This is a genomic window from uncultured Stenotrophomonas sp., assembly GCF_963519925.1.
GTDB lineage: Bacteria > Pseudomonadota > Gammaproteobacteria > Xanthomonadales > Xanthomonadaceae > Stenotrophomonas > Stenotrophomonas maltophilia_AE.
Genome location: NZ_CAUQPH010000218.1, coordinates 1 through 3,889 on the forward strand (window position 1 = coordinate 1; position 3,889 = coordinate 3,889).

The window sequence follows — 3,889 nt, forward strand, 5'->3', positions numbered from 1 at the left end:
GCCGTCGCGGCCGCCGCTGCGCCCGCTGCCTTCGGCGCAGGCGCCTCGGGCGAGCACGCGGTCGTGGCCAGCAGCAGCGCGGCCAGCAACAACGGAGCGGGGCCTGGTGTGCGCAATTCGGGTTCCTTCGACGGGGGCGGGTTCGACGTTAGGCTATTCTCCCTCACCTGAGCAAACCTGCAGTAGACGGAATCCCACGTGGCATATTGGATCAAAACCCCGGCGGAACTGGACGAGCGCTACCGCCAGCGCCCCACCCGCATCGGGCTGGACACCGAATTCATCCGCGAGCGCACCTACTGGCCGCAGCTGGCGCTGGTGCAGATGGCGGTCGGCGATGAAATCCTGCTGATCGACCCGCTCATTCCCGGCATGAACGAGGCGTTGGCGACGTGGCTGGCCGATACCTCGATCCTGAAGATCATGCACAGCGCCAGCGAAGACCTGGTCACCTTCAAGGTCGCCTGCGGCGTGCTGCCCCGCCCCCTGTTCGACACCCAGATCGCGGCGTCGCTGGCCGGTATCGGTGGCGGCATGGGCTACCAGAAGCTGGTCACCGCCATCACCGGGGTGACCCTGGCCAAGGGCGAGACCCGCTCGGACTGGATGCGCCGCCCGCTCTCGGACGCGCAGCTGGAATACGCCGCCGACGACGTGGAATACCTGTTCGCCATCCACGATGCGGTCGACGCGACGCTGGGCGGGCTGGGCCGCCGCCAATGGCTGCAGGACGATGCCGAGCGCCTGCTGGCCAGTGTCGAACACGACGAGGAACGCTGGCCGCACCTGGCCATGCGCTCGGCACAGTTCATGGATGCCGACGCCCAGCACCGGCTGCTGCGCCTGCTGCGCTGGCGTGATGTGCAGGCGCGCGCCAGCGACAAGCCGCGCAGCTGGATCCTGGACAACGAGCTGGCGGCGGTGCTGGCGCGTACGCCACCGTCCGATGCCGCCGCGCTCGCCAAGCTGATGGAGGGTTTCCCGAAAGCCCCGCGCAAGCTGGCCGCGCAGGTCTGGGAGGCGCTGGAAACGCCGCTGCACGATGAACCGGAGGCGCCGCTGGCATTGGCCGCCACCGACACCAACAAGCAGACCTTCAAGCGCCTGCAGGATGCGGTGGCCAAGCGCACCGCAGAGCTGGGCCTGCCCGACGGCGTGCTGGCCTCGCGCAAGCACCTGGAAAGCTACATGGAAAGCCGCCAGTGGCCGCAGGCCCTGGCCGGTTGGCGTCAGGCAGAGCTGGAACCGCTGCTGGCGCCGTTGTTGCCTGCTGCGGATTGACATCGCGCAGCCACGCAGGGCGTGGCTCTACGCAATCACACGTAGAGCCACGCCCTGCGTGGCTGCGCAGGACTCCCGACGAAAAGGCCCCGCTTGCGCGGGGCCTTTTGTTCAACCGGTTACCAGTTGAGGTTCAACGAAACACCGACGGTGCGCGGTTCGTTGTACACCGCGGCCATGTAGTTCTCGATCACGCCCTTCAGGTTCTTCTCGTTGGTGATGTTGCGCGCGAACAGCGCCGCTTCCCATGCACCGTAGTTGCCGGAGTAACCCAGCTTCAGGCCGCCTTCGAAGCTGCCCTTGGAATTGAACTCGGCCGAGTCGTACAGCACGAAGCTGGTGTACCCCTGCCTGTTCCAGTCCGTGGAAACGAACAGCACGTCGCTGTCGCTCACCGGAATGTCGTAGCGCGCGGCGAAATTCAGGTTGTATTTCGGCGCATTCGGCAGCGGGTTGCCGTTGATCCGGGCAAACGTGTTGGCACCCACCTTGATCGTCGGGTCATTCACGGTGCACACCACCACGCCGTTCAGCGCGCAGACCTGCGCATACACGCGGTCGTCCTGGATTTCACTGTGCAGCAGGCTCACGCCGGCCGTCAGGCTCAGGTTCGGCACCGGGCGCAGCTCCATGTCCGCTTCCAGGCCGTAGGCCTTGGCCTTGTCGGCGTTGAACAGCACGCCGTTGCCGTTGGAATCATTGCCGTTGAGCTGGATGTCGTTGACCGTGTAGGTGAAGGCAGTCGCATTCAAGCGCAGCCGGTTGTCCCACAGGCTGCTCTTCACGCCGGCTTCCCAGGACAGGATGGTTTCCGACTCAGCAGTGGTGAAATCAGCATTGAACACCGCCGAACGACCCTGGATGGTCGGGCCGCGGAAACCACGCGCCACCTTGGCGTAGATGCTTACCTGCGGGTTGAACGCGTACATCGCGCTCAGGTCCCAGCTCGGGGTGGTATCGGCCATTTCCACATCGGTGCGGCCGCGGTAGGTAACCACGCCGGCGGCGGCGTCGGCGGTCTTCAGCAGGCGCGTGCGCTTCTCGTCGCGGGTCTGGCGCAGGCCGGCGGTAAGGGTGAACCTGTCGGTCACGTCGTAGCTGACCTGGCCGAAGCCGGCAAACGAGGTATTGGTATTGCGCAGGCGCACCCAGTTGTTCGGGTTGCGCGCGGCGCCCTGCAGGAACCAAGCGCGCTGGTAGAAATCGGTGACGTCGCGGCCATCGAAGTAGAAGGCGCCCACCTGCCATTTCAAGCGGTTGTCATCCGCGTTGGCCAGGCGTACTTCCTGGGTCCACTGGTCCAGGTCGCGGATCTGGCCCATCGACTGGCCATAGCCGTTGGGGACGCCGTTGACCGGGAAGTTCACCGCCGCGCCACCATCGGTGTCTCCGCGGCTATAGCCGGAGGTGGTTTCGTAGGCGGTGATCGAGGTCAGCGCGATGTTGCCGAAGTCGTACACCGCTTTCACCGAGCCGCCGTAGGTCCGGTAGGCCTGCGGGTTGTTGCCGGCTTCGTCATACGCCACCTGGTCGCGCGGCACGTCGGTGGTGTTGGAACCCCTGGTGATCGCGTTGCGCAGGAACAGCGTGGAGGTGCCGTCGTAATCGCGGGCATGCGCCGACGCCAGCAGCGAGAAGGCATCGCTGGGCTGCAGCAGCAGCTGGGCGCGCACGTTGCGGTCGTCGAATCCACCCATCGCGTTCTTCTTCGGCGCCACCGTGCCATCGGCGCTGGGGCCGGCGTAGGTGTTGTCGACGTAGTCGTCGCGGTGCTGGTACAGCGCCGACACGCGGAACGCGGCGATGTCGTTGATCGGCCCGCCGAAGCCGCCGTCCACCGCCACGCTGCCGTAGCTGCCATAGCTGGCCTGCACGCGGCCGCTGTAGTCCTGGCTGGGCTTGATGCTGTCGAACTTGACGATGCCGGCGGTGGTGTTGCGGCCGAACAGCGTGCCCTGCGGACCGCGCAGTACTTCGACCTGGTCCACGTCATAGACCGGGTTGGACTTGAGCACCACGTGCTCGAGCACCACGTCGTCCTGGATGATCGACACCGGCTGCGAGGCACCCAGGTAGAAGTCGATGTTGCCCAGGCCACGGATGTAGAAGCGCGGGAAGATGCGGCCGGTGGTGGTTTCGGCGTAGAAGCTCGGCACCCGGCCACTCAGGGCCAGCAGGGTGTCATCGCCGCCGGCGGTGTAGTCGCGCAGGCGCTCGCCCTGGACCACGCCGACCGAGACCGGCACGTCCTGCAGGTTGCGTTCGCGATGGTCGGCGGTAACGGTGATCGCATCAAGCGCGGTCGGGCTGGCGTCCTGGGCCAGCACGCTGCCGGTCAGTCCAAGCAGCGTGGCACAGGCCAGCGCCAGCACGTGCGGGCGGGGCTGGCGGGAATTGGAAGGGGACGTAGTGCGATGGGAAGACATTCAGGGCTCGGGCAAACCGTTTGCGATCCGGCAAGGTATTGCGCCGATGTTTCAGCGTGGTTTCAACCCGACATAGATCCGGCGGTGGGGGGGGGGGGGCCCCCCCCCCCCCCCCCCCCCCCCCCACCCCCCCCCCCCCCCCCCCCCCCGCGCGGGGGGGCGGGGCGCCCGCCGCCCCGCCC

2 protein-coding genes are annotated in these 3,889 nt (G+C 66.9%); one reads left to right on the forward strand and one right to left on the reverse strand.

What is annotated here, in order from left to right; all coding sequences use genetic code 11:
• Positions 1-198: 198 nt before the first annotated feature.
• On the forward strand, positions 199-1,281 hold the full coding sequence (gene rnd, locus RWO33_RS19620) for a ribonuclease D (RefSeq protein ID WP_314107079.1): 1,083 nt from the start codon (positions 199-201) through the stop codon (positions 1,279-1,281).
• Between the two features lie 119 nt (positions 1,282-1,400).
• On the opposite strand, the gene RWO33_RS19625 is transcribed toward rnd, so the two are convergent.
• Positions 1,401-3,707, reverse strand: a complete 2,307-nt coding sequence (locus tag RWO33_RS19625; RefSeq protein WP_314107081.1) for a TonB-dependent receptor — start codon at positions 3,705-3,707, stop codon at positions 1,401-1,403.
• Positions 3,708-3,889 lie beyond the last annotated feature (182 nt).

Bases quoted from the DNA above. Each gene is read 5' to 3' on its own strand.
- RWO33_RS19625 (WP_314107081.1), bottom strand. From the start codon at position 3,707: ATGTCTTCCCATCGCACTACGTCCCCTTCCAATTCCCGCCAGCCCCGC.